Origin of the sequence: Psychrobacter sp. TB20-MNA-CIBAN-0197 (assembly GCF_040309765.1) — a bacterium.
Classification (GTDB): Bacteria; Pseudomonadota; Gammaproteobacteria; order Pseudomonadales; family Moraxellaceae; genus Psychrobacter; species Psychrobacter submarinus.
In genome coordinates, this window is sequence record NZ_JBEOPC010001352.1 from 1 (window position 1) to 238 (window position 238).

A 238-nucleotide genomic window follows, 5' to 3' on the forward strand; every position below is an offset into this window, starting at 1 on the left:
CTATGTGCCGTGTACTAAAGGTTAAGCATTCTAGCTACTACGACTGGCTGAGTCGTGATATCAGCGAGCAACAGATACATCGCAACCAGTCTGAGCTGCTGGTTAAAGCCGCGCACAGTGAAACAAAGGAGCGCTATGGATATGAGCGTCTGCATGCGCATCTAAGTGAGCGAGGCCATGACATTAGCCTATACATGGTGAGACGCATCAAAGAAGAGCACGGCATCAAATGCCGACG

At 50.0% G+C, this 238-nt stretch carries 1 protein-coding gene; it reads left to right on the forward strand.

From position 1 onward, the window contains the following. A partial coding sequence (locus AAEY83_RS18370) for an IS3 family transposase (RefSeq protein WP_351061567.1) occupies positions 1 to 238 on the forward strand: 238 nt, incomplete at both ends.